Source organism: Pseudomonas sp. 7-41 (assembly GCF_021233075.1).
In the GTDB taxonomy this organism is placed as follows: Bacteria; Pseudomonadota; Gammaproteobacteria; order Pseudomonadales; family Pseudomonadaceae; genus Aquipseudomonas; species Aquipseudomonas veronii.
On record NZ_CP089551.1, the window covers coordinates 3,542,679 to 3,566,254 of the forward strand.

A 23,576-nucleotide genomic window follows, 5' to 3' on the forward strand; every position below is an offset into this window, starting at 1 on the left:
TTCCTCCCCCAAATGCAGGAACTTTCAAGGGCTTTTCCGGGAAACCAGACAAGCCTTTTTTTTGCCCGCTGTTTATGGAAGTTGTCGATGCTCGCTCGCTGGTTACCCGCCGCCATCAATACCCGCCCTGCCGAATGGAGCCGTGCCGCGATCGGCATGGCCTTGGGCACTCTGCTCAGCGTATGGCTCTGCGCCCAAGTGTTTGGCATGGAGGTCGCCCTGCACCTGCTCGGCCCGCTGGGCGCGTCGGCCGTGCTGCTGTTTGCCGTTTCATCCGGCGCCCTGGCCCAGCCGTGGTCGATCATCGGCAGCTACCTGTGTGCGGCCGTGATCGCGCTGTTAGTCGCGCGGGTCCTGGGGCGCACCTTGGGCAGCGCCTGCCTGGCTGCGGGCATGACTGTGATCCTGATCTGCTGGCTGCGCTGCCTGCACCCGCCCGCGGGAGGCCTGGCGATGACGCTGGTACTGGCCGATCCGGCCTCGGCGGCGCTCGGCTGGCAGGAACTGCCGGTGGTGATGCTCGGCGCCGGAGCGTTATTGACCTGTGCACTGGCCTACAACAATGCCACCCGCACGCGCTATCCCAAAGGTGCCAGCGAGTCGCCGACAGCAATCTTTAAGGATGCCAGGGCCGCACGCGATCCGGCGATTACCGCCGCCGACCTGAAGCTGGCATTGGCCGAGATGGAACAGTTCTACGATGTGGAACCCAATGAACTGGAACAGTTGATCCACGCCGCAGAAACCCACGCGCGCCGCCGCAGTATCGGTGAGGTACTGGCAAGCCGTGTCAATTGAGCCCGTGCATGGCGCACGACGAGTGGCGTGTCCACAGAGTTGCGACGCAGTACACGGCGGCTAAAGTTCTAACTATGTCAGTGGTTCACTTGAGGTCTGGAACGCCGTAACCCAGTAGCGAAGACATGCAGAGTCTGGCTGAGGGTTACGGTATGAACGAATGTCTGCAACACCTGCTTCGCACCCCGTTATTTGCTGCTCGAGAACGTCACCACCTCCCCCTCAGGGCCTACATGGACCTGACCATCAGGCGTATGCACGCCATTTTCAATGCCGGAGTGATCAACAATGACATGTGGCTCGGCCAACCGGACGAATCACATTTCAGGGCGCTGTGCGAACAGATCGGCGTGATCGGCGCCTACGATTACGCACTGTATTCCTCGCTGGTCGACCACATGATTGCCGCCAACGCCTTACTGACCCAGGGCAGCCCGGAGCAAGTGGCGCGCTACCGCGATGAAGTCATTCAGATGCGCGCTGTGTATGCCTTTGGCTGCACTGAAATCGCCAGCGGCACCGACGTGCGTAACCTCAAGACGACCGTTACCTACGATCCTGCCCGGCACTGCCTGGTGCTCGACTCACCGTGCGCCGGCGCCTGTAAATACTGGATCGGCAACAGTTTGTATGCTGCCCAGGTGGCGATGGTACTCGCGCGATTGCAGGTCAATGGCGAAGACCAGGGGCACCACTGGTTTCGCGTGGTGATTCGCGACGCGGAGAACGGCCCGTTGCGCCCGGGTGTCAAGGTCATGGCTTGCGACCCCAAGGGCGGCATTCACGCCAATCAGGTCGGCGGTTTGCGCTTTTGCCAGATGCAGCTGGACACCGACGCCTTGTTGCAACGCCACGCCAGGTTTACCCGCAACGGCCAGTTCGTCAGCGACCTGCCCAAAAACGAACGTTTTATCAATGCACTGGAGACATTCCTTCAGGAGCGCCTGCTGTTGATGGCCGCCTCGCGCCTTGGTGCAGGATTGAGCGCGCACCTGGCCTATCAATTCGCCCGCCACCGCCTGACACAGGCCGGCCCGCTACTGGGCAACCCGCTGTTTCGCCAGCGCTTGTACAACGTCCAGCTCAAGGCATTGGCCCTCAAGTATCTTGAGCAAGCCATCCTCGAACGCTTCGAAGCGCAATGGCCGCAGACCGAACGGCGTAAAGACCTGCACATTCTCGCGGCATTAAGCAAATGCATCGGCACCTGGATGGGCCTGGAAGTGATCGCCCAGTGCCGTGAGTTGTGTGGTTCACAAGGGTTTCACCACTACAACCAGATCGTCACCCTGCGCATGGACTTCGAGATCAGCCCGACATTCGCCGGGGACAACAGCGTGATGGCCTACCAAGTGATCAAGGATGCGCTGTCCCGTCCGCGATTTGACCGGGTCGCGCCCTGTAACCCGGGCCAGGCAATCGAGCGGAGCATTGTCCGGCAGTGCCGAGACGCCGGTGATTTTTCCCACCCGCAAGCGGTGGGGCTGACTTACGCCCGCGCCCTCGATCTGATCATTCAGGCGCTCGAAGGCCAGCCGCTCGAACCGGGCCTGCTGCGCGACTTGATCGCAGTGTTTGTCGCCTATTTGCACCGCTGGGGGCTCGCTCACGATGACGAACCGTGCGCCAGCATTGCGCGCATTGCCTGGCTCGGCGACTGGCTGAAGCCGCCTGACGAGCTGGTCGACGCGCCTATCGCGAAAGCCGACTACATCCAGCAGTTCACCCGCGCATTGTATGAGGATCAATAACCATGAACCCTCAAGGCAAACCCGACTTCCGCGACCCCGACACGGTTCGCGATCCCTACCCGGCCTACGCGTTTCTACGCACCCATCATCCCGTGTATTGGAGTTCCCAGCACAAGGCGTGGATGCTGACTCGCTTCGATGACGTCTTCAAGGCGCAAAGCGACGCCGCGCGCTACTCCTCGGATCGGATACGCCAGTTGGTAAACGCGCAACTGCCGCCCGAAAAACGCGCGATGTACGAGCCCTTTATTGAAAAAGCATCGCGCTGGATGTACGCCCAGGATGGCAAAGTCCATGAGGCCAGCCGCCATCTGCTCGGCCGCGCATTCACGCCGCGCTCGATTGAAGCGCTGCGGGCAGACATCCAGGCGGTTACCGATGAACTCCTCGCCACAGTGGGCCCTTCCGCCGAACTGATGAGCCGCCTGTTCAATCAGGTGCCGGCCAGAGTGCTGGCGATGCTCTACGGCATCCCCAAAAAAGATGCGCTCAAGCTGCGGCGCTGGACCGATGTGATCCTGATGTTTCTGGTCGGCAACCTTGACCCGGCGAATACTCCCGGCGCCGCCGCGCAAGGCCTGGAGGAGATGTATGCGTACTTCGGCAACCTGATCGAGCGACGCCGACAGGCCCCGCGTGACGACTTGGTCAGCCGTGTCATTGCCGCCGCCGGCCCCGACACGAGCACAGACGATCTGCTGGCCCAGGTGGCCTTTGTTCTGGTGGCTGGCTACACCACCAGCGCCGATATGCTGGGCATCGGCCTGTGGTACTTGTTGACCAACCCTGCCCAGTTGAACGCACTGCTGGCCGATGGTTCGTTGATGAAACCCGCGATCGAAGAAATGCTGCGCATTGATCCGTCGGGGCAGTTCAGCCATCGCGTCGTGACGCAAGATATCGAGCTCAGAGGCCAGACCCTGCGCAAAGGCGATCTGGTGTACCTGATACGTGCCGCTGCCAACCGCGACCCGGAGCACTTCGCCGACCCGGACCGCTTCAACATTCAACGCGCGAAAAACGACCACCTGGCCTTTGGCCGTGGCGTGCATTTCTGTCTGGGCCCGGCGCTGTTCCGGCTGGAGGCCGAGGTGGTGTTCAGCAGCCTGCTCAAGCGCTTCCCGAACCTGCGCCTGCAGGAGAAAAAGCCGCCGGTGTGGCGTACCAGTAACCTGCAGTTCCGCGGCTTGAAGACCCTCCACGTCGAACTTGAACCGATTCCAAAGGGCGCATCGATCCAGCGCTGCTTTTCCGCCGCCCCCTGGGAGAAAAATGGCGGTTACTGCCGTGCCTTGCGCGTCGGTGAAACCATCGTCACCAGTGGCACGGTAGCCTTCGACGAGCAGGGCAACCCCTACGCCAGCGACGATGTGTACTTACAGACCCGTCGCTGCCTGGAAATCATCGAAGCGGCGCTTAAACGGCTGGGCACCGATCGCACCCGAGTGATTGCCACACGCATGTACACCACCAACGTGAAGTGGTGGCCGCAAATCGCCCAAGCGCATAAGGAGTTTTTCGAGGGCTGCGAACCGACCACCATGTTGTTGGGCGTCAAGGCGCTGATAACCCCGGACTACCTGGTGGAAATCGAAGCCCAGGCACAGGCACCGGAGGCCAGGCCATGAGCCCCGAGCAGGCACGTCGGGAAGTGCGTGATGCGGTGGTGATGGATGTCAGCGACCTGACCCTGGCCACACCGGGGCAGCCGGTGGCCGTGAGGCTGTACCGGCCGGCCCGTCCTGCGCCGGCAGCGGTGCTGATGTATTTCCATGGCGGCGGCTGGGTCACAGGCGACCTCGATACCCACGACAGCTTTTGCCGGGTGATGGCAGAGTGGGCCGGCTGCGCCGTGGTGGCGGTGGACTACCCGAGGCCACCGGAACAACGCTTCCCCGCCGCGGTAAAAAGCTGTTACGCCGCCACGGTCTGGATCGCCCGCCACGGTGCCAGCCTGGGCTTGGACACTCGGCGTATCGCCGTGGCGGGCGGTGGCTCGGGCGGCGGGCTTGCCGCGGTGATCGGCCAAATGGCCAGGGACCTGGGCGAGGCGCACATCGGTTTTCAATTACTGCTCTACCCGCTTCTCGACTGCCTGGCGCGCAATCGTTCCCGACATGACTTCGCCACAGGCTTCGGGCTGACGGCCGAATTGCTGGAGTGGTACGTGAGCCACTACGTACCCGCCGATACGCCGCGGGCGCATCCTTGGCTTTCACCCGCCCGCGATCCGTGCCTGCAGGGCTTGCCTGCGGCCTTGATCATCACCGCCGGCTGCGATCCGCTGCGCGATGAAGGGCGCGCCTTCGCGCGACGCTTGAAAACCGCCGGGGTGCCGGTGCGGCACAAAGAGTACCCAGGCATGCGCCACGGGTTTATCAACCACCCCGCTGCCGAGCCTGCGGCCAGGCGGGCCGTGCTGCTCTGCGCCGAGGCTCTGGCCGGCTATTTTCATCCTTCGGCGGCCTGATCGCCGGTTCTGCATAAATGCAAAAACGACCTGCATGATTCCGGGTTGTACTGGGCAAATTTGCACTGGTACGATCGCGGGAGCGTTCGTCCCCGAACATATTGATAAAGAACAATAAAAGCAGGGAGTTACAGATGACTGCTCAGGTTTCATCCGAGGCAAGCCACGCCGACAGGCTTCAGCAAGAGGTTCTGGCCGACGTTCGCAACCATATTGGCCACCTTACCCTCAATCGCCCCGCCGGCTTGAACGCCATCACCCTGAACATGGTTCGCAGCCTGACCGAACAGTTACAGGCCTGGGCAGACGATCCCCAGGTGTACGCCGTGGTCCTACGCGGTGCCGATGAAAAAGCCTTCTGCGCCGGCGGCGATATTCGCTCGCTTTACGACAGCTTCAAGAACGGCGACAGCCTGCACCAGGATTTCTTCGTCGAGGAATACGCCCTCGACCTGTCCATCCACCATTACCGCAAACCGATACTGGCCCTGATGGACGGTTTTGTCCTAGGCGGCGGCATGGGCCTGGTGCAAGGCGCGGATCTGCGCGTGGTCACCGAACGCAGCCGCCTGGCGATGCCGGAAGTGGCGATCGGTTACTTCCCCGACGTCGGCGGCAGCTACTTCCTGCCGCGCATTCCTGGCGAACTGGGCATTTATCTGGGCGTTACCGGCGTGCAGATTCGCGCGGCCGATGCGCTGTACTGCGGGCTGGCGGACTGGTACCTGGACAGCACCAAGCTGGCCGACCTCGACCAGAAACTCGATCAACTGCAATGGCAAGACTCCCCTCTCAAGGACCTGCAAGGCGTGTTGGCCAAGCTGGCCGTGCAACAACTGCCGGACGCCCCGCTCGCCGCCTTGCGCCCCGCCATCGATCATTTCTTTGCCTTGCCGGACGTGCCGAGCATTGTCGAACAACTGCAGCAAGTAACGGTTGCCAACAGCCATGAATGGGCGCTGACCACGGCCAACCTGATGCAAACCCGTTCGCCGCTGGCCATGGCCGTGACCCTGGAAATGCTGCGGCGCGGGCGCCGTTTGCGGCTGGAGCAGTGTTTCGCCCTGGAACTGCATCTGGATCGCCAGTGGTTCGAGCGTGGCGACCTGATTGAAGGCGTCCGCGCCCTGATCATCGACAAGGACAAGAGCCCGCGCTGGAACCCGTCGACGCTCCATGGACTGGACCCGAGCCACGTGGAAAGCTTCTTCCACAACTTCACGCAGGTTGCGAGATAAGCCATGCAAGATATTGAATATACTGAAGAACAGATCATGATTCGCGACATGGCGCGCGACTTTGCCCGTGGCGAAATCGCCCCTCACGCCCAGGCCTGGGAAAAAGCCGGCTGGATCGATGATGCCCTGGTGGCGAAGATGGGCGAACTGGGCCTGCTGGGCATGGTGGTGCCGGAAGAATGGGGCGGCACCTATGTCGATTACGTGGCATATGCCTTGGCCGTGGAAGAGATTTCCGCCGGCGACGGTGCCACAGGCGCCCTGATGAGTATCCATAATTCAGTGGGTTGCGGGCCAATCCTCAACTACGGCACACCTGAACAGAAACAAACCTGGCTGGCCGACCTCGCCAGCGGCCAGGCCATCGGCTGCTTCTGCCTGACCGAACCGCAGGCCGGCTCCGAAGCCCACAACCTGCGTACCCGTGCCGAACTGCGCGACGGCCAGTGGGTGATCAATGGCGCCAAGCAGTTTGTCAGCAACGGCAAGCGCGCCAAGTTGGCGATTGTGTTTGCGGTGACCGATCCGGAACTGGGCAAGCGCGGCATTTCTGCCTTCCTGGTGCCGACCGACACGCCGGGGTTCGTGGTCGACCGTACCGAACACAAAATGGGCATCCGCGCCTCGGACACCTGTGCCGTCACCCTCAACCAATGCAGCGTGCCTGAGGCCAACCTGCTGGGTGAGCGCGGCAAAGGCCTGGCGATTGCGCTGTCCAACCTGGAAGGCGGGCGCATCGGCATTGCCGCTCAAGCCCTGGGCATCGCCCGTGCTGCGTTTGAAGCGGCGCTGGCGTATGCCCGTGACCGCGTGCAGTTCGACAAGGCCATCATCGAGCACCAGAGCGTGGCCAACCTGCTGGCCGACATGCAAACCCGGCTCAATGCCGCACGCTTGCTGATCCTGCACGCCGCACGCCTGCGCAGTGCGGGCAAGCCGTGCCTTTCGGAAGCGTCCCAGGCCAAGCTGTTCGCCTCGGAAATGGCCGAAAAGGTCTGCTCCTCGGCCATGCAGATTCATGGCGGGTATGGGTATCTGGAGGATTATCCGGTGGAGCGCTACTACCGCGATGCGCGGATCACGCAGATCTACGAGGGCACCAGCGAAATTCAGCGGATGGTGATTGCACGGGAGCTGAAGAACTACCAGCTCTGACTGACACGCCACAACCCCCCTGTGGGAGCGTCCCACAGGGGGGTTGTGGCGTTTATAAGCTGCTTACTGGTCTTTGAATTCAGGCGCGCGCTTGGCCACAAATGCCGCCATGCCTTCCTTCTGATCCTGCGTCGCAAACGCCGCATGGAATACCCGACGCTCAAAGCGCACGCCTTCCGACAGGCTCACTTCAAACGCCCGGTTCACGCTTTCCTTGACCATCATGCTGATCGGCACCGACTTGCCGGCAATCAGCGTGGCGACTTTCAGCGCCTCTTCGAGCAGTTCATCGGCCGGGACAATACGCGCCACGACCCCACAACGCTCGGCTTCCACCGCATCGATAAAGCGCCCGGTCAGGCACATTTCCATGGCTTTGGCCTTGCCCACGGCGCGGGTCAGGCGCTGGGTGCCGCCCATGCCCGGCAGCACGCCGAGGTTGATTTCCGGCTGGCCGAACTTGGCGCCGTCGCCCGCCAGAATGAAGTCGCACATCAGCGCCAGCTCACAGCCGCCGCCCAGGGCGAAGCCGTTGACGGCCGCGATGATCGGCTTGCGACGGTTGGCCACGCGATCGGCCTCGCTGAACAGGTCGTCGATATAGATCCGCGGGTAGGTCAGCTCGGCCATTTCCTTGATGTCGGCGCCGGCGGCGAAGGCTTTTTTCGAGCCGGTCAGCACGATGCAGCCGATTTCAGGGTTGCGTTCCAGGGTGTCCAGCGCCTGATTCAACTCGTTGATCAGTTGTGCGTTCAACGCGTTCAGGGCTTGCGGGCGGTTGAGGGTGATCAACCCGACACGGCCCTGCACGTCGAGCAAAATAGTTTCGTAACTCATGTAATGGCTCCTTAAAGATTGCGTGAGATGACCATGCGCTGAATATCGCTGGTGCCTTCGTAAATCTGGCAGACCCGCACATCGCGGTAGATCCGCTCCAAGGGGAAGTCGCTCAGGTAACCGTAACCGCCCAAGGTTTGCAAGGCGGCGGAGCAGACTTTCTCGGCCATTTCCGAGGCGAACAGCTTGGCCATGGACGCCTCGACCAGCGCCGGTTTGCCGCTGTCGCGCAGGGCGGCGGCGTAATGCACCATTTGCCGCGCGACAGCGATTTGCGTGGCCATGTCCGCCAGGCGGAAGGCCACGGCCTGGTGTTCGATCAAGGTTTTGCCAAAACTTTCGCGCTCGCGGGCATAGTCGCGCGCCGCTTCAAAGGCGGCGCGGGCCATGCCCACCGATTGCGAGGCAATGCCGACCCGCCCGCCTTCGAGGTTGGCCAGGGCGATGCGGTAGCCTTCGCCCTCCTCCCCCAGACGATTGGCGAGCGGCACCTTGACGTCTTCGAACAGGATCTGGCAAGTGTCCGACGCATGCTGGCCCAGCTTGTCCTCGACCCGCGCCACCGTGTAGCCCGGCGAATCCGTCGGCACGATAAACGCGCTGATGCCGCGCTTGCCCGCCGCCGGGTCGGTGACGGCAAACACAATCACGATGCCGGCGTTTTGCCCGGAGGTGATGAATTGTTTGCAGCCGTTCAACACATAGTGGTCGCCTTCGCGGCGCGCTCGGGTTTTCAGGCTGCTGGCATCGGAACCGGCCTGCGGCTCGGTCAACGCGAAGGCGCCGAGCATCGCGCCGCTGGCCAGAGGCTTGAGGAACTGCTCTTTCTGCTGATCGTTGCCGAACGTGAGGATCGGCACGCAGCCCACCGAGTTGTGTACGCTCATGATGGTCGAGCAGGCCCCGTCGCCGGCGGCGATTTCTTCCAGGGCCATGGCGTAGGCCAGGTAGCCGGTGTCGCAACCGCCCCACTGTTCCGGCACCAGCATGCCGAAGAAGCCCAGTTCGGCCATTTCGCCGATGGCCTCCTTGGGAAAGCGGTGCTCGCGGTCCCACTCGGCCGCGAACGGTTTCAGGCGTTCCTGGGCGAATTGTCGGGCCGCGTCGCTGATTTGCAGTTGTTCGTCATTGGGCAGCATGTTCAATCCTTAATACAGGCATTCGACTGCCATGGCCGTGGCTTCACCGCCGCCGATGCAGATGGCGGCGACGCCACGCTTGAGGCCTTTCTGGCGCAGGGCCGACAGCAGCGTCACCAGAATCCGCGCGCCTGAGGCGCCGATCGGGTGGCCCAGGGCACAGGCGCCGCCATGAATGTTGACCTTGTCGTGGGGGATCTCCAGCTTGCTCATGGTGATCAGGCTGACCACGGCAAAGGCTTCGTTGATTTCGAACAGGTCCACGTCGCCCAGGTTCCAGCCGGTCTTGCTCATCAACTTGCGGATCGCCCCCACCGGCGCCTCCGGAAACAGGCCCGGCTCATCGGCAAACGCCGCATGCCCACGGATCACCGCCAAGGGTTGCAGCCCGCGCTTGTGCGCCTCGGACTGACGCATCAGGAGCAAAGCCGCCGCACCGTCGGAAATCGAACTGGAGTTGGCCGCAGTCACTGTGCCCCCTTCACGGAACGCCGGCTTCAGGCTGGCGATCTTCTCCGGCTTGGCTTTGGGTGGTTGCTCATCATGCAGGATGGTTTTTTGCTCCTTGCCCACTGTGACCTGCACCGGGACGATCTCGGCCGCGAAGCTGCCATTGCTGATCGCGGCTTGTGCGCGGCTCAGGGATGCAATGGCAAACGCATCCTGGGCCTCGCGGGTAAAGCCGTTATGTTGTGCGCAGTCTTCGGCAAAGGTGCCCATCAGGCGGCCTTTGTCGTAGGCGTCTTCCAGGCCGTCGAGGAACATATGGTCGAGCACGCGGCCGTGGCCCATGCGGTAGCCGCTGCGTGCGCGGTCCAGCAGGTACGGCGCGTTGGACATGCTTTCCATGCCGCCGGCAATCACCACATCAACGCTGCCGGCCAGCAGCGAGTCATGGGCAAGCATCGTCGCCTCCATGCCCGAGCCGCACATTTTGTTGAGGGTGGTGCAGCGGGTGGCCTTGTCCAGCCCGGCGCCAAGCGCGGCCTGGCGTGCCGGGGCCTGGCCGAGGCCGGCCGGCAGTACACAGCCGAACAGCACTTCATCCACGGCATCGCTGGCGATGCCGGCACGCTCGACGGCGGCGCGAATCGCCGCGGAGCCCAGTTGCGGTGCGGTCAGGCCTTTGAGATCGCCCTGGAACCCGCCCATGGGGGTGCGTGCGGCGCTGACAATTACGATGGGGTCACTCATGACGCTTCCTCTCTTACTTGGCTGCCATGCGCAAGGCGCCGTCGAGACGGATCACCTCGCCATTGAGCATGCTGTTTTCAATAATGTGCCGAACCAACGCGGCGTATTCGCTCGGTTTGCCCAGGCGTGGCGGGAACGGCACGCCAGCGGCCAGGGAATCGCGGACTTCCGGGGTCATGCCAGCCATCATCGGGGTTTCGAAAATGCCGGGGGCGATGGTCATCACCCGAATGCCGAAGCGCGCCAATTCGCGTGCGGCGGGCAGGGTCAGGCTGGCGATCGCACCTTTGGACGCAGCATACGCCGCCTGGCCGATCTGCCCGTCAAACGCCGCTACCGACGCGGTATTGATGATCACGCCGCGTTCACCGTCGGCGTCTGCCTGGGTTTCTGCGATGGCCGCAGCGGCCAGGCGCAGCAGGTTGAAGCTGCCGATCAGGTTGACGTTGATCACCTGGGCAAAGCTGGCCAGGCCATGGGGGCCGTTCTTGCCGAGGATCTTCTCGCCACGTACCACACCGGCGCAGTTCACCAGCCCGTGCAAGCCCCCAAAGGCCGCAACGGTGGCCTGCACGGCGGCTTCGGCAGCGGCTTCCTGGCTGATGTCCGCCACCGCGCTGCGGGCGTTGTCGCCCAGTTGTTTGGCCTTGGCCGCGACGGCATCGGCGTTCAGGTCCACCAGCATCACCTTGGCGCCGGCGGCGACCAGCATGTCAGCGGTGGCTGCGCCGAGGCCCGACGCGCCGCCGCTGACCAGAAAAACCTTGTTTGCAATCTGCATCGTTGTTTCCTTGAAAAGTGGATCAGGCCAACACGGCTTGCGCCTTGGCGATTTCCTGATTACGCAAAATGAAGCGCTGCAGCTTGCCGCTCGGGGTCTTGGGCAAGTCGCTGACAAATTCGATTTCCCGCGGGTAGGCATGCGCGGCCAGGCGCTGGCGTACATGCAGGCGCAATTCCTCGGCCAACTCGGGGGTGGCGCGGAACTGTTCGTTGATCACCACGAAGGCTTTCACCAGTTCGGTGCGTTCCGCGTCGGGCTTGCCGACGACCGCCGCTTCCACCACCGCCGGGTGTTCGACCAGCGCGCTTTCCACATCGAACGGGCCGACGCGGTAGCCGGAAGTGGTGATCACATCGTCACTGCGCCCGACGAAGCTGATGCTGCCGTCAGGGTTCAGTTCGACGGTGTCGCCGCTGAGGTAGTACTTGCCGACAAACGCCTTGGTCCGCACGCCGTCATAGCCGGCGAACCAACACATCGGCGATTGCTCGCGGTCGACGGCGAGAATCCCTGGCTGGCCGGCGGGCAATTCCTGGTGATCGTCGTCCAGCACCACGATGCGATGCCCCGGCGAGGCAAAACCCGCCGAACCGACATGCACCGGGTGTTCCAGGCCGTGGTGATTGCACAGCACCATACCCAACTCGGTCTGGCCGTAATGGTCATGGATGGTCACCCCCAGGTTGTCGGCAAACCAGCGGATCACTTCCGGGTTCAGCGGCTCGCCGGCGCTGCTGACAATACGCAGCTTGCCCTTGATCGAGCGGGCGAATTGCTCGCCGCCGGCAATCAACAGGCGATACGCGGTCGGCGAGCCGGTCAGGTTGGTGATCCCGTATTTATTGATCACCCGGCAGGTGCTTTCGAGGGTGAACGGGCCATCGTAGAAAGTAATCGGGTGGCCCATGGACAACGGTCCGGTCACGCCGAAATAGATGCCATAGGCCCAGCCCGGGTCGGCAACGTTCCAGAATGCGTCTTCGGGGCGCAGGTCCACCGCGTCGCGGGTGTAGCTCTGGAACGCAACAATGGCCTTGAGCGGCACCGACAGCGCTTTCGACGGGCCGGTGGTGCCCGAGGTGAACATCAGCAGGAACGGGTCGTCAGCGCCCAGCAGCACCGGCTCGCAGTGGTTGGAATAGGTGGCCAGCTCGGCCCAGAAACTGAAATCACCGCGTACCAGGCCTTCGCCCTTGGCGCCAGTGACCGTGACGATCGTCGGGCAGCCTTCCACTTGCGCGAGCTTGGGCCGGTTCACCGCATCGGTGACCACCACGGCCGCGCCGGAACTGTTCAGGCGATGCTCAATGGCCTTGGGGCCGAAGGCGGTGAACAACGGTTGATAGACGGCGCCGATGCGCCAGGTCGCAAGGACCACCACCAGTAATTCGGCGGTGCGTGGCAACAGGCCGGCCACCTTGTCGCCGCGTTTGACGCCCTGGGCCAACAGGAAATTGGCGAAGCGTGCAGCCTGGTCTTGCAAGTCGCTGAAGGTGGATGTGGCACTGCGCCCATCCTTGCCTTCCCAGAACAGCGCAATGCGCCCTGGTAACGCATGTCGGTCGCAGCATTCCACGCAGGCATTGAGGCCTTGCAGGTTACCGGCCAAGGCGCTGTCGACGGTATGTTGGTAATCGAACTCGGTAGTGGCAGCCAAATAGTCACGCATCGCTTCAAATCCTTCAGTATTTTTATTTTCAGGACGTTTTTTCGGACGAGAGCCGCGGAAATAGTCGCTCTAGAGCGCTGCAGCAGCAATGGTCAAAGCCACCAACATGCCTGACTGGTTTGGCCAATGCCGCTTGATCATAGACCCCGCCGATCAAGCGGTCGGCCCAAGCGATTGGACGCGCCGGCCGCCAGCTTCTAACCTGATGGCCTGCGCCACCGAAGAAGCCCCTCCCGATGATCGTTCGCCCCAAACCCAACCTGCTGGGCATTCTGTTTTCGCTCAAGGGCTCGATCGCCAAGCGCATCGCCCTGCGCAGCCTGCTGGTCACGTTGCTGGCCTCGGTCATCGTGCTGGTGGAAACCCTGCACCCGGCGTATTTCTCCAAGGTCAATGCCACGCCGTTCACCTTGCTCGGGCTGTCGCTGTCGATCTTCATGAGTTTTCGCAACAACGCTTGCTACGACCGCTGGTGGGAAGGCCGCAAGCAACTCGGGCAGATGACCATCGAAGTGCGCTCACTGATCCGTGAAACCCAGGTATTCAGCGACCCGCTGGAGCGGGCCGGCCTGCTGCGCGGCCTGTGCGGCTTTGCCCATGGATTGATCGCGCGCCTGCGCCTGGAAGATGAGGCGCGAGCGGTGAAGCCCTGGATCGACGTCGAAGCAGGCCACCCCAACCTCCCGGACCAGGTCCTGCAACAGCTCGGCGCGCGGTTTTCCGGGCTGGCCGAACGGGGCGTGATCAGTGAATGGCGCTACACCCAGCTGGAAACCCGACTGGTCAGCCTGACCCAGGTGCAGGCAGCGTGCGAGCGGATCAAAAGCACACCGCTGCCCTTCCCCTACACCCTGCTGCTGCACCGCACCATCTACCTGTTCTGCATTCTGTTGCCGTTTGCCATGGCCGAACCGCTGGGCTGGCTGACACCGGTGTTCACCGCAATCGTCAGCTACACCTTCTTTGGCCTCGACGAAATCGGCGACGACCTGGAGGACCCCTTCGGCTTCGATGAGAACGACCTGCCCTGCAACGCGATCGTGCGGACCCTGGAGCGCGAGATTCTGGCGGCCCTCGGCGAAACGGCCTTGCCGCCTGTCCTGGAGCCGGTGGAATACGTGCTGACCTGATACAGGTTTGACACTCGCCGTGGTCTGACCGAAGCTGAGAGCTTTGCCCTAGCTGCCTAAGCTCTCGGACGCCTGCATGTCAAAGTCACGCCGTTACTCCATCATCGGCCTGTGCGCCCTGTTGTTGATTGTGCTGATCACCTGGTATTTCTCCCGTTCCACCCCGGTGGCCGTGCCGCCCGCCATTGCCCATGGCTACGCGAAAGCCTTGAAACAGGCGCGCAACGGCGAACCGGGCGCCGCCCGCGTGCTGTACCAGCAACTGGCCCGGCCGGACTTGTCCGACGAGCGTCGTGTGGCCTTGCACGCCGAGCTGCCCAATTACCCCAGCCCCCAGGCACTGAAGCTCGCCGACAAGGACCTGGCCGATGACTCGCCGCAGGTGCGTGAAGCGGCGATTCACAGCATCGTCGGCCTGGTGCCCACGGGCCAGCGCACGCTGCTACTCGGGCCGTTGCTCGACGATCCGCAACAAGACGTGCGCTTTGCCGCCGCCAACGCATTGCTCGGCCTCTCGCCCGACACCCTCGGCCTGTATTTCGGGCCCTTGCAGCAGGTACTCGATGAGTTCGTGAAGAAGCTCAAGGCGCAACCTGAAACCGCCGAAGGTTGGCTCCAACTGGCGCGCCTGTACATCCACAGCGCGCTGCTGCCGGAGGCGCAGAACGCCCTGGAGCAAGCGATGCGCCTGCAGCCGGACAACCTGCAAGCCGTGGTTGCGCAAATCGAACTGCTGGATAAACAGGGCAAGACCGACGAGTCCCGCCAACTGCTCGCCCGCCAGCTCGCGGCGCACCCCGAATCCGCGTACCTGCAACACGCCCTGGGCATGTGGTTGCTGCACCATGGCGAGCGTGCTTACGCCTTGCTCGGCCTGTCCAAGGCAGTGGAACTGGAACCGAGCAATCAGGATTACCGTTACGACCTGGCCACCACCCTGCACGCTCAGGAAGAACTCGAAGCCGCCCAGCGCCAGTTGGAAGAAATCATCCAGCGCCACCCGGCCAATCGCAAGGCGCGAGTGCTGCTGGTCAGCTACTGGAAAGAAAGCGGTCAATTGCAGAACGTTCAGGTGCTGCTGGCGCAGTTGGAGCAACAAAACCCGGATGATCCGGCGCTGCAACAGGGCCTGTAGGCGCGCCGCATCGCCGCCCAGGCGCTGACATTGCGCGCAAAAGACGAAAAGGTGGAACCCCGCTCATACGCCAGGGTCAAGAAGGTATAGCGCGCTCGAACGAACGCGCACCCCTTACTCGTATGTGACCTGAGGGCACTTCTTGTCTATGTCCAACGCGCTGTTATCCGAAAAGGCGGCCACCGGTATCGAAGGTCTTGATGACATTCTTTGCGGCGGTTTGTCCCGCAGCCATCTGTTTCTGCTCGAAGGCGAACCAGGGACCGGCAAAACCACCGTCGCCCTGCACTTCCTGAAGGCAGGGGCAGAAAATGGTGAACGCTCGCTCTATATCACCTTGTCCGAAACCGAACGTGAATTGCGCCAGGGCGCAAAATCCCACGGCTGGGATCTGGATGACAATATCCATATTTTCGAGCTGACCCCGCCGGAAAGCCTGCTCAATGCCGAACAGCAGCAAAGCCTGTTGTACTCTTCCGACCTGGAACTGGGCGAGGCCACGCGGCAGATCTTTGAAGTGGTGGAACGGGTCAAGCCGACCCGCGTGGTGGTCGACAGCCTCTCCGAAATCCGTCTGCTGGCGCAAAGTTCCCTGCGTTATCGACGACAGATCCTGGCGATCAAGCACTATTTCGTGCGCTACGACGCCACGGTGTTGCTGCTCGACGACCTGACCACCGAATCCCTCGACAAAACCGTACACAGCGTCGCCCACGGGGTGATTCGCCTGGAAGAACTGACGCCCAATTACGGCGCCGAACGCCGTCGCGTGCGGGTCGTGAAGTACCGCGGCCAAAAGTACCGCGGCGGCTTCCACGATTTCACCATCATGGGCGATGGCGTGCATGTGTTCCCGCGGCTGGTGGCGGCCGAGCATCGCGGCGGCTATGTGCGCGAGACCCTGAGCAGCGGCATTCGCGAACTGGATGCCTTGATGGGCGGCGGAGTCGAGACCGGCTCCAGCAGCCTGATCCTCGGCCCCGCCGGCACCGGCAAGTCGCTGATCTCGATGGTGTTTGCCGCCGCCGCCGTGGCGCGGGGCGAAAAAGCCGCGCTGTTCATCTTCGATGAGGAACTGGGCCTGCTCTTCGAGCGCATGAAAAACATGGGCATCGACCTCGCCGCGCTGCAAGCCACCGGCAACCTGCTGATCGAACAAGTCGACGCGGCCGAGTTGACCCCCGGCGAGTTCTCGCACCGCGTGCGGCGCTGCGTGGATGAGCGCGGGATCAAGACTGTGGTGATCGACAGCATCAACGGCTATCAGGCCGCCATGCCGGAAGAAAATGCGCTGATCCTGCACATGCACGAACTGCTGCTGTATCTCAACCGCCGCGGCGCCGCCACGTTCATGACCGTCGCCCAGCACGGCCTGGTCGGTGACATGCAGGCGCCCGTCGACATTACCTACCTCGCCGACACGGTCATTCTGCTGCGCTATTTCGAAGCGCTGGGCAAGGTGCGCCGCGCCATTTCAATCATCAAGAAACGCACCGGTGCCCATGAATCGACCATTCGCGAGTACCGCATCAGCAGCCAGGGCATGACTGTCGGCGAGCCGCTCGATAATTTCCAGGGCGTACTGCGCGGTATCCCCACGTACATGGGCGCCGGCTCTCCTCTGCTCAAGGATGAGGGCCAGTGACGAGCCTTTCCCCCGTCTCCGAGCGCGCCATCGTACTTGCGCCGATGGGCCGCGACGGCGCGTTGGCGCTGATGATGCTCAACGAGGCCGGGTACAACGGCATGATCGCCACGGGCCTGACGGCCTTGTGCAACGCACTGGAAGAAGGGGCCGGCCTGCTGATTATTGCTGCCGAAGCCTTGCGCGGCGTCGATCTGGAGCCGCTGCTCGAGTATTTGCACCAACAGCCTGCGTGGTCGGACTTGCCCATCGTATTGATGACCCATCACGGCGGCGCCGAGCAGAACGGTTCCTCGCACCTGAGCGGGTTATTGGGCAATGTCACCTTTCTCGAGCGGCCTTTCCATCCTGTGACGTTGATCAGCCTGGTTACGGCGGCACTGCGCGGACGACGCCGACAATACGATGCGCGCGACCGGCTGATCGACCTGAGCGAAAGCGAACTGCGCTTGCAACGCACGCTGGAGACGCTCGAGCAGCAAGTAGAAGAACGCACGGCGCAGCTGCGCAGCAATGAAGAAGCACTGCGTCAATCGCAGAAGATGGAGGCCGTCGGCCAGTTGACCGGCGGCATCGCCCATGACTTCAACAACATGCTCACCGGCATCATCGGCAGCCTGGAGTTACTGCGCAGGCGCGTCTCCCGCGGCAAGCTGGACGACCTGGACAGCCTGATCGACCTGGGCGTCACCTCCGCCAACCGGGCCGCCGGCCTTACCCACCGCCTGCTCGCGTTCTCCCGGCGGCAGTCGCTGGATTCAAAACCCGTCGAGATCAACCAACTGGTGACCTCCATGGGCGAACTGTTGCAACGCAGCATCAATGAAAGCATTGCGCTGGACATGCGCCTCAGCGACCCGCTCTGGACCGCCGAAGCCGACCCCAACCAGTTGGAAAGCGCGCTGCTCAACCTGGTGATCAACGCACGCGATGCCATGCCGAACGGCGGCAACCTCACCGTGGAAACCAGCAACCGCCATCTCGACAGCGTGTTCACCGCCGCCTACGGCACATTGCAACCCGGTGACTACGTTGAATTGAGCGTCAGCGACAGCGGCTGCGGTATCCCGGAAAGTTTAATGGGGCGCGTCTTCGATCCTTTCTTCACCACCAAACCGATCGGCCAGGGCACCGGCCTCGGCCTGTCGATGATTTACGGCTTTGCACGTCAATCCGGTGGCCATGTGACGATCCACAGCGAAGTCGGAAAAGGCACTACCGTCAGCCTGTTCCTGCCGCGTTTCGTCGGTAAAATGGTCGTGGCCGAAGCTGCGAACCCCGCGCGGCTGCCCTTTGCCAATGCCGGTGAAACAGTGTTGATCGTCGAGGACGACCCGGCGGTACGGGTGCTGGTCAGCGCGGTGCTCAAGGAACTGGGCTATGCCTTTGTCGAGGCCAGCGATGCCAACACCGCACTGCCGATCATCGAGTCCGACCAGCGCATTGACCTGATGATCAGCGACGTCGGGCTGCCGGGTATGAACGGCCGGCAACTGGCGGAAATCGGCCGGCAGATTCGGCCGGAACTCAAGGTCCTATTTATCACCGGCTATGCCGAACACGCGGCGGTGCGCGGTGGTTTTCTGGACCCTGGGATGCAGTTGATTACCAAGCCGTTCACGTTTGATCTCTTGACGGCGAAAGTCAGGGAAATGATCCGCGCAGCCGCCAGCCAAGCGGAGGCGACCGGCAACAAGGTGCAATAAAGCCACGGTTCGAAAATGGAATCGGTCAAGGGGCTTGGGTACGAAGGATTACCACTGGGACCTGGAATTTTCACCCAGTGGACCTCAATCCTGATGATAGAGCCGCCCCCCATGACGATTTCCAACAGCCTTGCCCACGCTTTTCCCCCGCATTCTTCCATTGCCAGCGACACGCTGGAGCCAGTCGAGCAGGTAGCTGTAGAGCCTGACCGCGAAAGCCCCCACCTCTCTGCCCCTGGCGATTCCCCCCGGGCCAGGGGCGACAGTGCGTTGGCGCAGAACTACGGCAAGGCATTGCAGGGCTTCAGCGGCGTTCCCGCCCACGACAACGCGATCATGGTGGATATTCCGCCGAATTCAACATTTGGCCAGTGGTGGAAGTTACTAGGCAATGCCGCTCGGTCGCCGGAGTTCCTCGACTGGCGGCTCACGGTCAGAGCCCTGCCCGACTCGATCAAAATCCTGCCGCAAAGTGGTCAAGTCACCTACCGTGTAACCCCAGATGTTTCGCTCAATGCGCCCTTACAGTTGCGTGCGAGCGAGGACAAGCGCTGGTCGGCGGTACGAGGGCCGTTAATGGATGCCGGAGGGGTCATCTCCGACAGGAACAGGCCGTTTCCCCTTCCGTCGTCCGAGAGCGCCAACCGTGCGCCGGCCTGGCTGGTTGGGCAGTTCTACAAAGAGCCGACGCGAATCGCCCCTTCCGAACTCCAGCAACGCGCCGCCGAGCTGGAGCGCGATAAAACCTTTGCCCCGCTTGACCCCGCTGTATTCCCTGGGCTCCAGGAAACGCGCAGCGAGGACGCACTCGAGCAGCAGCAGACGCTGCTGGGGAACATCAACAACCGGCACCAAGCGACTGTGTTGTTGAAGCATCTGGGGACAGTGCTTGCCTCAGGCAGCCTTCAGCTGTCGCAGGTCCCCGCGTATCTGCGTGAAACCACCTTCGAATTGAACCCCCACTCCTCATACGAACGGGACCGAGACGTGCAGCAAGGAGGCGTGGCTAGCCTGGCTGATTTTCTTGAATACCACGGCTTTGAAAAACCCGGCACCGCACAGGACGTGGAGAACCTCAGGCGATTCCTCCTCACCCCCACACCGCGAAGCCCCGTCCATGGTAACTACGGCGGTGCCCTGTCCTGGCCGCAGCCGATTGACACGGACACCCAGCGCCAACTGTTGGCGTTCTTGCAGCACGGCAATGTGGGTGACCTGAACCTGGGGAGCAACCGCAATGTGTTGGAAGCGTTGATGCAAGGTGTAGCAGTCGAAGCCCACGAGCTTCGCAACCCACGGCAACTGCTCGACCGCATCATCCAGTCGCCCAAGGGCCAGGCGCTGGGGGCGGCCATCCAGGCCAAGTTCAACACACTGTCGGTCAAAGGCAGCGTCAATGACTGGTTAATGGCGGCCTTGAACCTGAATTACACCGATGCATTCACCCAGGCAACCTTGCCCCAGAAGCACATTTCAGGCTTTGACCTGGCCGGCCAGCAGCTTAAAGGCAAACCTTTATCAGAGACGGCCCAGCGTGTGGCCGACCATTTGTACTACGTCACGAAAGAGGCTTCGTCACCGGAAAAAGCCAATATCCAGGCCAACCTGAAACTGACCTCGAAGGCGCCAGAGTTGCTGGTCAAGGATATCCCCGCCACGGTCACTCACGGCTCCCCCGCCCACGTCAGCTTCAGTACCGCGGTGGCGCGCATAGAGGCTGAGACGCCGGGCCGGGCATCCACCATGAGTTACGGCGAGGTCATGTTGTACGCGGATATCGCTCCAGTGTCCCAGGCTCAGCGTCAGATCGAATATGTCGCCCAGCATGACGCGCTCAAGGAATGGGGCCTGACCAACAGCATCGTCACGAGTGTGACGTCGCCTGCAGATATGCAAACCATCGCCGACGCCTTTAACCAACAGGTCGGCGAACTGCGAACAGCTTCCGAAGCACAGCGCACGCCCGCGCCGGCGTCTCGCAAGGAGATGGCCCTGGCCGAACTGCGCGAAGTTTTGGGCGATGACGCGCGCCTGGAACTGAAGTGCATCGTACTGGACACTTACGATAAAGATCGACCCGGGCCGTATTCGATATTGGATTTGTACATGGAGAACATGCTGCACAACCCGCCCAATGTGCCCTACCACCCGGCCCGGCACAACAATGCGTCACACCCCAATCAATGGGTGATCGAGCCTTACACGCCACCGCGCAGGGGCCCCGGACGCTCTGCTGCAAACACGCCTAACTTCACCCTCGAGGAGGTCTTGAGCAAGACGCAAAACCTGAAAAATATCAGCAGGGAATTCGTCAGTGAGTTCCAACAGTTTGGTCGCGCCCTCGACAGCAGCGTCGCCACGCAGGTCAAGCACCTGATCGCCCAGTTGCCGCTGGAGGACCGGCAGAATATCGAATACGGAAGCCTTTCGATCTTCAAGGAGTTCAAGGGCGAACATCAGCTCAGCGGTATCGTCCGGGTCCCGGCTGCCGACGGCAACCCTGTGCTATTGAAAGTGATGCGCGACGGGATTGCCCATACCTATGAACTGAATGTCCAGAAGAACACGCTCACCAAACGCGGGGACCTCGGCGATTTCCAGCCCGGTTATCAGCCTGGGGCTCATATAGAAGACGGAAAACCGCGCGATAACAACACGCCGTATACCGACATGGTCCCCGTCACACTGTCCATTCCCGATGAAGGTTCCCCGCTGGTACGGCAACAGCTGCTACAAGAAAACACCGACACCGCCGGGCCGTTGAACAGTTTCGCCAGCCCCCGGAGCGCGGCCATCGGTGCCACGGTGGCCAAGGTCAGCAGCGTATGGGGCGCGCTGGAGGCCGAGGCTCGAGGGGTGACGACGGTTGAGTCCGAGGTACCCTTTTACAAAAAGTTAAATGAGTTGCTTCTTAACCTGATCCCATTACGGTCAGCCATCAAGCATTTTACGGAGGGCAACCTCGGCGAAGGGATCATCGACTTATCACTCGACCTGTTTGGCATCATGACCGTTGGAGCCTCCACCGTAGGGAAACTGGCTAACGTTGCAACCAAGACCCTGTCTGCCGGTAGCAAGGCCTTGCATATAGGAAAGACCCTGGGGTTGAGCGCGATCAGCCTGGTTAATCCGTTGGACGGCGCGGCGGATTTACTGCGCGCTACCGGTCGCGGCGTGGCAAGCGTCGGTAAACGCGTCATCACCGACACGATTCAAGACATCCGGCACCTACGCGGCACCCACACTGGCTACGACCTGGTCGCCGCGAGCAAACAATACGACGCAGCAGCGATGGGTACCTTCAAGACGTCCGGCGAGACCTTGCAAGGTGCCGCGGTTCTTCAGGACGGTAAATGGTATGCCTTTGATACGACGACCCGACGCCCGTTTGGCAAAGCACTGGACGATTTCCAGCCGTCAATACGAGGCGGTACTCAGGAGCTTCATGCGTGGCAAAACACGCAACGCGCGCTCTCGCCGGAGTCGATTCAAATTCGAAAAGACTGGGGAAAGCTACTGGACCGTTACCAGGGCGATGGGGTGACGCCCAGCGCTGCGTTTAAGAGTGGCTATGAGGACGGCGCGCCGGAACTGATTAAAGGCTATGCCAAGGGCATGAAATCAGAAGACGTGATGAAGCTGGCGCTACGCCCGGACAAAACAGCAAAAGAGGTGGGCACCTTGGTCCGCCAGCAGGAAAGGCTGGCTGTCCAGCACGGGCTCAACGGCACACAGCATTTCAACGCCCACGTAAATGCCGTCGGAGGAACGTTCACCCCCGTACCTCAGACCATCTACCTTAGCCAGGTCAACCACCTTTCCGATGGGCAGTGCGCCGCTCTCTCGCGTACGTTCGCATCGGCCAAGGCGCAAGGAAAAGAACGCGTATTTATTGACAACCTGTACGTTGCCGCCGCCAATCCGCGGGCTGAGGGGTCGCGAGTATTTGCTCGCACATTAGACGATGTGCAAAAAAGCATCAGTATACCGACCATGTTTCACGCCGGTAACCCACAGCGCCAGGTAACGTATCAGGACATGATTACGGAACTGGCCAATGCGCCTGGGGGCAAGACCGTGATGATCGACTCTCCCGGCCATGCGATGGTGGCCGGGTCCGTGCCGGATGGCGACGGTAAGAAGTTCTTTTTTTACGACCCGAATGTTGGGGTGGCCGAGTTTTCAAGCGAGGCCATGATGAGGCGTGGTCTCGAAAAAATATTCAATGACAAGAAGCTGCCGGTCCAATACAAAACTTATAGCAATGACCCCAAAAAACTTGAATTCAAGATCAGCGACCATCACGAGTCGTGGATAAGCACCGCGAGTCTTCATGACAGACCGGTCAAACGGCTTTATGAAGAATCCATCCCGACGACGGTTACTCACCTGAAGCCCCCCGCCCCGACCCACCACATCGCTATGTCGGATTACAAGGACGTCACCGTCACTGACCCGACCGCAATCATCAGCACCAGTGGCATCAGTGATTGTACGGCCCTGGCGGTGCTTACCGACTTGAAAGAGGGTGTCTACCAGAAACGAACATTAATGCACTTCCAAGGCGGCGTGCCGACGACAGAACAACAGCGCGTGCTGAAACAACTGGAGGGATCGTTAGACCAGACAAGCAAAGTGATTTATGTGGGCGGCGATTATGTCCGGACCATTCCGGGATTAGGCATCGCTCTGAAACAAGGTGACGCCGGTGAACAAGTGCTGTTCAACATCGCAAACAAATACCCGGCGTCCACTACGATCGCAACGGCCAACCGTATTGACATAAAACCCGATGGATCGTTTGAGCTCTTCGAGGGAACCAACCCCGCACGGGTACTTGATTCACATGCAAAGGACGAGGTGCTTGCCTGGTAATCCTGACCGGCCAGGGGCATCAGCGGTTGTTGGACTGACACATGCAGGTG

General features: G+C 61.7%; 16 protein-coding genes. 11 read left to right on the plus strand and 5 right to left on the minus strand.

The window, feature by feature from the left end; all coding sequences use genetic code 11:
• Window positions 1-87 precede the first annotated feature (87 nt).
• From LQ249_RS15745 to LQ249_RS15770, 6 genes are all read left to right on the plus strand, one after another.
• Complete coding sequence (locus LQ249_RS15745) at window positions 88-798, plus strand: HPP family protein (protein ID WP_232565613.1); 711 nt, start codon at window positions 88-90, stop codon at window positions 796-798.
• A 233-nt stretch (window positions 799-1,031) separates the two neighbouring features.
• A complete protein-coding gene (locus LQ249_RS15750; RefSeq protein WP_046383499.1) occupies window positions 1,032-2,549 on the plus strand; it encodes an acyl-CoA dehydrogenase family protein in 1,518 nt (505 codons plus the stop codon).
• 2 nt (window positions 2,550-2,551) lie between these two features.
• On the plus strand, window positions 2,552-4,177 hold the full coding sequence (locus LQ249_RS15755; RefSeq protein ID WP_046383500.1) for a cytochrome P450: 1,626 nt from the start codon (window positions 2,552-2,554) through the stop codon (window positions 4,175-4,177).
• Window positions 4,174-5,019 carry an alpha/beta hydrolase gene (locus tag LQ249_RS15760; RefSeq protein ID WP_017846257.1) on the plus strand — a complete coding sequence of 282 codons (846 nt, stop codon included), beginning with the start codon at window positions 4,174-4,176 and terminating at the stop codon, window positions 5,017-5,019. The genes LQ249_RS15755 and LQ249_RS15760 overlap by 4 nt, the downstream gene beginning before the upstream one ends.
• 134 nt (window positions 5,020-5,153) lie before the next feature.
• Window positions 5,154-6,257, plus strand: a complete 1,104-nt coding sequence (locus LQ249_RS15765; protein ID WP_232565614.1) for an enoyl-CoA hydratase/isomerase family protein — start codon at window positions 5,154-5,156, stop codon at window positions 6,255-6,257.
• Window positions 6,258-6,260: 3 nt separating this feature from the next.
• A complete protein-coding gene (locus LQ249_RS15770; RefSeq protein ID WP_057004145.1) occupies window positions 6,261-7,412 on the plus strand; it encodes an acyl-CoA dehydrogenase family protein in 1,152 nt (383 codons plus the stop codon).
• A 63-nt stretch (window positions 7,413-7,475) separates the two neighbouring features.
• On the opposite strand, the gene LQ249_RS15775 is transcribed toward LQ249_RS15770, so the two are convergent.
• From LQ249_RS15775 to LQ249_RS15795, 5 genes are read right to left on the minus strand one after another with little or no spacing between them, the layout of a single operon-like run.
• Window positions 7,476-8,249, minus strand: a complete 774-nt coding sequence (locus tag LQ249_RS15775; protein WP_017846260.1) for an enoyl-CoA hydratase — start codon at window positions 8,247-8,249, stop codon at window positions 7,476-7,478.
• A gap of 11 nt (window positions 8,250-8,260) precedes the next feature.
• Entirely contained in the window at window positions 8,261-9,388 is a 1,128-nt protein-coding gene (locus tag LQ249_RS15780) for an acyl-CoA dehydrogenase (RefSeq protein ID WP_046383503.1), read from the minus strand.
• Window positions 9,389-9,397: 9 nt separating this feature from the next.
• Complete coding sequence (locus LQ249_RS15785; RefSeq protein WP_017846262.1) at window positions 9,398-10,582, minus strand: acetyl-CoA C-acyltransferase; 1,185 nt, start codon at window positions 10,580-10,582, stop codon at window positions 9,398-9,400.
• A 13-nt stretch (window positions 10,583-10,595) separates the two neighbouring features.
• A complete protein-coding gene (locus LQ249_RS15790) occupies window positions 10,596-11,363 on the minus strand; it encodes an SDR family NAD(P)-dependent oxidoreductase (RefSeq protein ID WP_017846263.1) in 768 nt (255 codons plus the stop codon).
• A gap of 22 nt (window positions 11,364-11,385) precedes the next feature.
• Window positions 11,386-13,035, minus strand: coding sequence for an AMP-binding protein (locus LQ249_RS15795; protein ID WP_057004148.1), 1,650 nt, complete (start codon window positions 13,033-13,035; stop codon window positions 11,386-11,388).
• Window positions 13,036-13,271: 236 nt separating this feature from the next.
• Between LQ249_RS15795 and LQ249_RS15800 the strand changes: the two genes are divergently transcribed.
• The 5 genes from LQ249_RS15800 to LQ249_RS15820 all read left to right on the plus strand — a co-directional run bounded on the left by LQ249_RS15800 (window position 13,272) and on the right by LQ249_RS15820 (window position 23,526).
• Window positions 13,272-14,165, plus strand: coding sequence for a bestrophin family protein (locus LQ249_RS15800; protein WP_201021066.1), 894 nt, complete (start codon window positions 13,272-13,274; stop codon window positions 14,163-14,165).
• 76 nt (window positions 14,166-14,241) lie between these two features.
• A complete protein-coding gene (locus LQ249_RS15805) occupies window positions 14,242-15,300 on the plus strand; it encodes a tetratricopeptide repeat protein (RefSeq protein ID WP_017846266.1) in 1,059 nt (352 codons plus the stop codon).
• Window positions 15,301-15,442: 142 nt separating this feature from the next.
• Window positions 15,443-16,945, plus strand: a complete 1,503-nt coding sequence (locus tag LQ249_RS15810; protein ID WP_046383506.1) for an ATPase domain-containing protein — start codon at window positions 15,443-15,445, stop codon at window positions 16,943-16,945.
• Complete coding sequence (locus tag LQ249_RS15815; RefSeq protein ID WP_232565615.1) at window positions 16,942-18,651, plus strand: ATP-binding protein; 1,710 nt, start codon at window positions 16,942-16,944, stop codon at window positions 18,649-18,651. Before LQ249_RS15810 ends, LQ249_RS15815 begins: the two co-directional genes overlap by 4 nt.
• 111 nt (window positions 18,652-18,762) lie before the next feature.
• Window positions 18,763-23,526, plus strand: a complete 4,764-nt coding sequence (locus tag LQ249_RS15820; protein ID WP_232565616.1) for a hypothetical protein — start codon at window positions 18,763-18,765, stop codon at window positions 23,524-23,526.
• Window positions 23,527-23,576: the final 50 nt, after the last annotated feature.

Excerpts from the sequence above, each read along its gene's own strand:
- LQ249_RS15745 (WP_232565613.1), top strand. The coding sequence starts at position 88 with ATGCTCGCTCGCTGGTTACCCGCCGCCATCAATACCCGCCCTGCCGAA.
- LQ249_RS15750 (WP_046383499.1), top strand. The coding sequence starts at position 1,032 with ATGGACCTGACCATCAGGCGTATGCACGCCATTTTCAATGCCGGAGTG.
- LQ249_RS15755 (WP_046383500.1), top strand. The coding sequence starts at position 2,552 with ATGAACCCTCAAGGCAAACCCGACTTCCGCGACCCCGACACGGTTCGC.
- LQ249_RS15760 (WP_017846257.1), top strand. The coding sequence starts at position 4,174 with ATGAGCCCCGAGCAGGCACGTCGGGAAGTGCGTGATGCGGTGGTGATG.
- LQ249_RS15765 (WP_232565614.1), top strand. The coding sequence starts at position 5,154 with ATGACTGCTCAGGTTTCATCCGAGGCAAGCCACGCCGACAGGCTTCAG.
- LQ249_RS15770 (WP_057004145.1), top strand. The coding sequence starts at position 6,261 with ATGCAAGATATTGAATATACTGAAGAACAGATCATGATTCGCGACATG.
- LQ249_RS15775 (WP_017846260.1), bottom strand. The coding sequence starts at position 8,249 with ATGAGTTACGAAACTATTTTGCTCGACGTGCAGGGCCGTGTCGGGTTG.
- LQ249_RS15780 (WP_046383503.1), bottom strand. The coding sequence starts at position 9,388 with ATGCTGCCCAATGACGAACAACTGCAAATCAGCGACGCGGCCCGACAA.
- LQ249_RS15785 (WP_017846262.1), bottom strand. The coding sequence starts at position 10,582 with ATGAGTGACCCCATCGTAATTGTCAGCGCCGCACGCACCCCCATGGGC.
- LQ249_RS15790 (WP_017846263.1), bottom strand. The coding sequence starts at position 11,363 with ATGCAGATTGCAAACAAGGTTTTTCTGGTCAGCGGCGGCGCGTCGGGC.
- LQ249_RS15795 (WP_057004148.1), bottom strand. The coding sequence starts at position 13,035 with ATGCGTGACTATTTGGCTGCCACTACCGAGTTCGATTACCAACATACC.
- LQ249_RS15800 (WP_201021066.1), top strand. The coding sequence starts at position 13,272 with ATGATCGTTCGCCCCAAACCCAACCTGCTGGGCATTCTGTTTTCGCTC.
- LQ249_RS15805 (WP_017846266.1), top strand. The coding sequence starts at position 14,242 with ATGTCAAAGTCACGCCGTTACTCCATCATCGGCCTGTGCGCCCTGTTG.
- LQ249_RS15820 (WP_232565616.1), top strand. The coding sequence starts at position 18,763 with ATGACGATTTCCAACAGCCTTGCCCACGCTTTTCCCCCGCATTCTTCC.